The sequence below is a fragment of the Ectothiorhodospira marina genome, assembly GCF_900109495.1.
Lineage (GTDB): Bacteria > Pseudomonadota > Gammaproteobacteria > Ectothiorhodospirales > Ectothiorhodospiraceae > Ectothiorhodospira > Ectothiorhodospira marina.
In genome coordinates this window covers 1-5248 of the sequence record NZ_FOAA01000030.1, presented here as the reverse complement: position 1 = coordinate 5248, position 5248 = coordinate 1, and the positions used below count along the sequence as shown (strand labels likewise).

Annotated in this window: 7 protein-coding genes and 1 pseudogene; 5 read left to right on the top strand and 3 right to left on the bottom strand. The window is 59.4% G+C overall.

Going from position 1 to position 5248, the window contains the following annotated elements:
* Both BMY52_RS15480 and BMY52_RS14940 read left to right on the top strand, forming a co-directional pair.
* The coding region (locus BMY52_RS15480; RefSeq protein WP_177169993.1) for a transposase at nt 1–792 on the top strand (792 nt) is incomplete at its 5' end.
* A 143-nt stretch (nt 793–935) separates the two neighbouring features.
* A complete protein-coding gene (locus BMY52_RS14940; protein WP_090255785.1) occupies nt 936–1910 on the top strand; it encodes an RpnC/YadD family protein in 975 nt (324 codons plus the stop codon).
* A 147-nt stretch (nt 1911–2057) separates the two neighbouring features.
* On the opposite strand, the gene BMY52_RS14935 is transcribed toward BMY52_RS14940, so the two are convergent.
* Both BMY52_RS14935 and BMY52_RS14930 read right to left on the bottom strand, forming a co-directional pair.
* The gene (locus BMY52_RS14935; protein WP_025282612.1) at nt 2058–2348 is read right to left on the bottom strand and encodes a nucleotidyltransferase family protein; all 291 of its coding nucleotides are present in this window, start codon (nt 2346–2348) and stop codon (nt 2058–2060) included.
* Between the two features lie 158 nt (nt 2349–2506).
* Complete coding sequence (locus tag BMY52_RS14930) at nt 2507–2974, bottom strand: coiled-coil domain-containing protein (protein ID WP_090255784.1); 468 nt, start codon at nt 2972–2974, stop codon at nt 2507–2509.
* Nucleotides 2975–3222: 248 nt separating this feature from the next.
* Between BMY52_RS14930 and BMY52_RS14925 the strand changes: the two genes are divergently transcribed.
* Together BMY52_RS14925 and BMY52_RS14915 are read left to right on the top strand one after the other, a co-directional pair.
* A complete protein-coding gene (locus tag BMY52_RS14925; protein ID WP_090255782.1) occupies nt 3223–3720 on the top strand; it encodes a coiled-coil domain-containing protein in 498 nt (165 codons plus the stop codon).
* A 571-nt stretch (nt 3721–4291) separates the two neighbouring features.
* Nucleotides 4292–4648 (top strand): CCDC90 family protein, encoded by a 357-nt coding sequence (locus BMY52_RS14915; RefSeq protein ID WP_090255779.1) that lies wholly within the window; start codon nt 4292–4294, stop codon nt 4646–4648.
* Nucleotides 4649–4659: 11 nt separating this feature from the next.
* On the opposite strand, the gene BMY52_RS14910 is transcribed toward BMY52_RS14915, so the two are convergent.
* The gene (locus BMY52_RS14910; protein WP_143050514.1) at nt 4660–4824 is read right to left on the bottom strand and encodes a type II toxin-antitoxin system RelE/ParE family toxin; all 165 of its coding nucleotides are present in this window, start codon (nt 4822–4824) and stop codon (nt 4660–4662) included.
* Between the two features lie 287 nt (nt 4825–5111).
* Between BMY52_RS14910 and BMY52_RS14900 the strand changes: the two are divergent.
* Nucleotides 5112–5248, top strand: a pseudogene (locus BMY52_RS14900) (transposase); the annotation flags it as partial.

Sequence of the window (5248 nt, the reverse complement as noted above, 5' to 3'; positions counted from 1 at the left end):
GTGGCGCGTGCCGAGGAATATGCCGATGAGTACCGCGGCCGGTTGCATGATCTTTCCTGGTTCATGCGGGTCTTGAACGAGTCCATTGCCCGCCGCGCCAATGCGGAAGACAAGGTTCGGGGGCGGTTCTGGGAGGGTCGCTTCAAGAGTCAGGCGCTGCTGGACGAACAGGCGTTGCTGGCGGCCATGAGTTATGTGGATCTGAATCCGATTCGGGCGGGGGTGTGTGAGGGCCTGGAGGACAGCACGCACACCTCCATCGCTCGAAGATTGAGCCAACCTCAGGAAGAGGCCACGGCCACCCAGGTGGGTGAGGCATTGCCCGAGCGCGAGGATGACCGCCCTCCCCTCCTTCACAAAACCAACACAGACGCCCCCACAGACCCGGCCATCATCAGTGGCATCTTCAATAGTGAGGTCCTGCGCGAGGAGCGTGTGCTGCGGTCGTTGCAGCCGGCTCCGCTAATGCCTTTTGACGGCACGGGTCGATTCGAGGCGGGCATCCCCTTCTCATGGCCGGATTATGTGGAACTGACGCAGACCCTGGGCCGCTGCGTTCACCCCAGTAAGCGGGGACGTATACCGGAAGGCACGCCAAAGCTGCTGCAGCGCTTGGGAATGGGGACTGAGACCTTTATCGCGCACGCGTTCGATCTGTTCCATTCCTTTGGATCGGCCATCGGGGCACCGGCGAGTCTGGTGGATCTGGCGGCGCGAAGGCAGTGTCGGTATATGCGGGGTATCAGGACGGCTCGGGATATGTTTGGGCAGGACCTTTTGGCAGCATCGTGACGATTGGGCTCGCAGTAGCCTGCCAGGGGAAACGATATCAGTGCCCTCCGCTTTTCGCGGCCGAGGGCCGCTCCCACCTATCTTGTTGCCATTCCATCGTCGGTGGCTTTGGTAGAGAATGATGCATCGTCAAAGGAGTGACCATGACTGACCAAGACAGCGCCCGGCGTACAGATCACGACAGCCCCTGGAAGGATGCCCTGGAATCCTACTTCGAGGAGTTCGTGCAGTTGCTGTTCCCCGCCATCCACGAGGAGGTGGATTGGTCGCGGGGGTACAGCCCCATGGACAAGGAGTTGCAGCAGATCACGGCAGACGCCAGCAGTGGCCGGCGCCACGCGGACAAGCTGATCAAGGTGTATGCCCGGGATGGGGGCGAGACCTGGGTGCTGGTTCATGTGGAGGTTCAGGGTGAGCCGGAGGATGGGTTTGCACAGCGGATGTATACTTACCAGTACCGCTTGCGGGACCGGTATGGGGTGGATGTGGTGAGCCTGGCGGTGCTGGCAGACACCAGCCCGGGGTTTCGACCGAAGCGCTTCCGGTATGCCCGCTGGGGGTGTGAGCTGAGCTTTGCGTTTCCCATGACCAAGTTGATCGACTGGGAGGCACGCTGGGCGGACCTGGAGGTCAGCGAGAATGTCTTCGCCTTGGTGGTGATGGCGCAGATCAAGGCCAAGCGGCTGGATAATGGAGAGGAGCGTCAGCGGGCCAAGGTGGGCCTGATTCGTCTGCTTTATGAGCGGGGTTACAGTCGGGCTGAGATTCAGCGGCTGTTTCATATCATCGACTGGATGATCCAGCTGCCCAGGGGACTGGAACGGGGTTTTCTGGAAGTGGTCTATGCCATTGAGGAGGAAAAGCGTATGCCTTACATCAATACGGCTGAGCGGTTGGGGATGGAGAAGGGACTTGAACAGGGGATGGAGAAAGGACTTGAGCAGGGCCACAACCTGGGTGTTGCGGATACCCTGCGTAAGCTGATTGCCTTGAAGTTTGGAGAACTGCCTACCTGGGCCGATGAGCGCCTGAGCCAGGCCAGCGATGAGCAGTTGGATGAGTGGGTCGTCAAGATCCTGTCTGCTGAGAGCCTGGAGGCACTCCTGGGCAATCATTGATCCTGCCGCTCCCCAGGTAAACTTCGGCGGCTGAGGTATCGCCCGATATCAGTGCCCTCCGCTTTTCGCGGCCGAGGGCCGCTCCCACCTATCTTTCGGCTGCGGCCTGCTGTATGTGGTCAAGGTAGTCGGGTAGCCGATTTTCACTCATACCGGTTGAGCCTCCGCAAGCACCTTGACCCGGAACTTCGGCGGCAGGTCGCCAGGTGTAAGCAGATCGACGTCCACGCCGAGCAGTGTTTTGAGCTCTTCTTCCAAATCACCCAAGTCCAACAGCGTTGCACCAGGCAGCGCGTCAACCAGTAGATCAAGGTCGCTGCCATCCCGGTCGGTGCCATGCAGCACGGAACCGAAGATGCGCGGGTTCGCGGTGCGGAAGCGACCGACTACCTGACGCACTGCGTCTCGCTTCATATCAAGCGCAGCAGACGGTCGCATGAATATCCTTTCTTATCGAAGCTCGTTGGGACAACATGAACCAATGATAGCATTGTTCAAGAACCATCTCCGAGAATCGCTGTTGCGGGTGGATGCGAGGGGATCTTCAGAAAGAGATCGAGCAACTGCGGGCCGAGACTACGCACCACGCCGCCATGTCATCCCAGTAGGTAGCGCAGGCCTCCCAGGATGAGTGTCGCCTGAGCCAGCAGTAAGCCTCCGGTCCAGGCCACCGTCCATTTGATGGTTTCAATCTTGCTTTGGGCGATATCGCCCCGAACTTCGGCGACGTCCTTTTTCACCTCCCCCCTGAGCTGCTCAATGTCTTTCTGCATGTCCCCCCTGAGCTGCTCAATGTCTTTCTGCATGTCCCCCCTGAGCTGCTCAATGTCTTTCTGCATGTCCCCCCTGAGCTGCTCAATGTCTTTCTTGACCTCGCCTCGAAGTTGCTCTATTTCCTTCTGCAGCCGCAACTCTGTTTCACGCAGTGCCGCTCCCGTGGCCAGGTCGGTCACCTCAGGGTAGCGTTGTTCCATTTGTTCGAAGGCCTCGGCGATCAGGCGAGCGCGCGTCTTATCATCCGGGGCGCTGGATAGCTGTTCGTAGAGTTCGATGACGGAGGTCATGTGAGTATCCTTGACGATTATCCTTCCATTATCTCAGGCCGCGAGGTGAGCGGCAATAAAGGGGCAAGCTACCCTTGCCCTCCGTGGGAGCTGCCCTCGGCGGCGACAGGCGGTGTATACGAAACCCGAACTACGGGGAACGATCATGTCCATCTGGCCGGCGTGGGGACAGCAAGGGCCACGTCGCTTGGCGTTCAGCCTATCGCTTCATCTGGCACCCCCAACCAAGCGGTGTCATACTGCCCACCATGACCTCCGTGATTGAACTCTACGAGCAAATCAGCAGCGCCCCGGACGAGAAGACCCGGGCGCGCTTGATCGTGGAAGCCATCGAGCATGTGGAACGCCGCTTCCCGGCCGTGAACGATCTGGCCACCAATGCGTCTTTAAGGGAAACTGAGCTGCGGTTGCAAAAGGAGATCGAGCAGCTGCGGGGGGATCTTCAGAAGGAGATCGAGCAACTGCGGGGGGGCCTTCAGAAGGAGATCGCGCAGCTGCGGGGCGATCTTCAGAAAGAGATTGAGCAGCTGCGGGGAGAGACTCGACAGATTGAGGGGAATCTGCGAAAGGACATCGAAGAGCTTCGGGCCGAGACTCGCCAAATAGAGGGGAATCTGCACCGGGATATCGAGCAGCTGCGGACCGAAACTGCGCACCACAAGGTGGATATCATCAAATGGACGTTGGGTGCCCTACTGGCCTACGCCGTCCTTATCCTGGGTGCGATGCGCTTTTTGGTTGTTTAGGATCTTCACTTGACGCTGGCAGAGGTGGCGAAGGCCAAGGCCTATTCCGAGCTGCATTTACCCCACCAAACGAAGACGCATACCGGAAGGCACGCCAAAGCTGCTGGCGCGCATGGGTATGGGGACTGATGCCTTTATCGCGCATGCGTTCGATCTGTTTCATTCCTTTGGCTCGGCCATCGGGGCGCCGGCGAGTCTGGTGGATCTGGCGGCGCGAAGGCAGTGTCGGTATCTGCGGGGCATTTGGACGGCTCGGGATGTGTTTGGGCGGGAGCTTTTGGCAGCATCGTGACGATTGGGCTCGCAGTAGCCCGCCAGGGGAAACGATATCTGTGCCCTCCGCTTTTCGCGGCCGAGGGCCGCTCCCACCTATCTTTCAGCTGCGGCCTGCTGTATGTGGTCAAGGTAGTCGGGTAGCCGATTTTCACTCATACCGGTTGAGCCTCTGCAAGCACCTTGACCCGGAACATCTCCATCTGGCCGGCGTGGGGACATCAAGGACCACGTCGCATGGCATTCAGCTTATGGCTTCATCTGGCACCTCCAACCAAGCGGTGTCATACTGCCCACCATGACCTCCGTGATCGAACTCTACGAGCAAATCAGCAGCGCCCCGGACGAGAAGACCCGGGCGCGCCTGATCGTGGAAGCCATCGAGCATGTGGAACGCCGCTTCCCGGCCGTGAACGATCTGGCCACCAATGCGTCGTTAAGGGAAACTGAACTGCGGTTGCAGAAGGAGATCGAGCAGCTGCGAGGGGATGTTCAAAAAGAGATAGAGAAGTTGCGGGCCGAAACCCTGCAGATCGAGGGTAACCTCAAAGCAGAGATGGGGCGCCAGAAGGTGGACATCATCAAATGGACTCTGGGCGCCCTGCTGGCCCATACTGCCCTCATCCTGGGGGGCATGCGCTATTTCTTCGGCTAGGACTCAGTCGATCAGTCAAGCCCTGGAATGCCCCTGCAAACAAACGTGGCCAGCCAGTTGGCTGGATCGCTGAAAAGCTCATCCATGTGGGCGGCCGCGCCGGGGTTTTCGGCGACGATGTAGTCCCAAATGTCAGCGCGATCTTGTCCCGCCTCCGGCGTCCAGACAACGATCACGTTTTGCCAGCTGCTACCTTTTTCCGCTTGACGGCGAACCGCGCTTCCACCACTTCATCATGTGAACGGCCACGCCCGGCACGGGCTGAGTCGCGCCCGGCCTCCACCTTGCGGCGCAGATACTCGTCATATTCACGAGCCTCCGGCCCCCTTGCGGTACTCATAAAGTATATACGTCGTCAGCACTATGCGCAGGCTGAATGGCAGCCAGTCGGGTTTTTCCCTTCTCACCTTAGGACACCCACTTTGTTATTGACTCAAGTGCACCGCCCCACTAAGATCGTTCCATGACCCAACCCCGCGCTTCCCAGATCTGCCTCGAAGACACGCCCTGGTATCACGTGGTGTCCCGCTGCGTGCGGCGGGCGTTTCTCTGTGGCCAGGATTCAGTCACCGGCAACAACTATGAGCATCGGCGCGGCTG

Bases quoted from the DNA above. Each gene is read 5' to 3' on its own strand.
- BMY52_RS14940 (WP_090255785.1), top strand. From the start codon at position 936: ATGACTGACCAAGACAGCGCCCGGCGTACAGATCACGACAGCCCCTGG.
- BMY52_RS14925 (WP_090255782.1), top strand. From the start codon at position 3,223: ATGACCTCCGTGATTGAACTCTACGAGCAAATCAGCAGCGCCCCGGAC.
- BMY52_RS14930 (WP_090255784.1), bottom strand. From the start codon at position 2,974: ATGACCTCCGTCATCGAACTCTACGAACAGCTATCCAGCGCCCCGGAT.
- BMY52_RS14915 (WP_090255779.1), top strand. From the start codon at position 4,292: ATGACCTCCGTGATCGAACTCTACGAGCAAATCAGCAGCGCCCCGGAC.
- BMY52_RS14935 (WP_025282612.1), bottom strand. From the start codon at position 2,348: ATGCGACCGTCTGCTGCGCTTGATATGAAGCGAGACGCAGTGCGTCAG.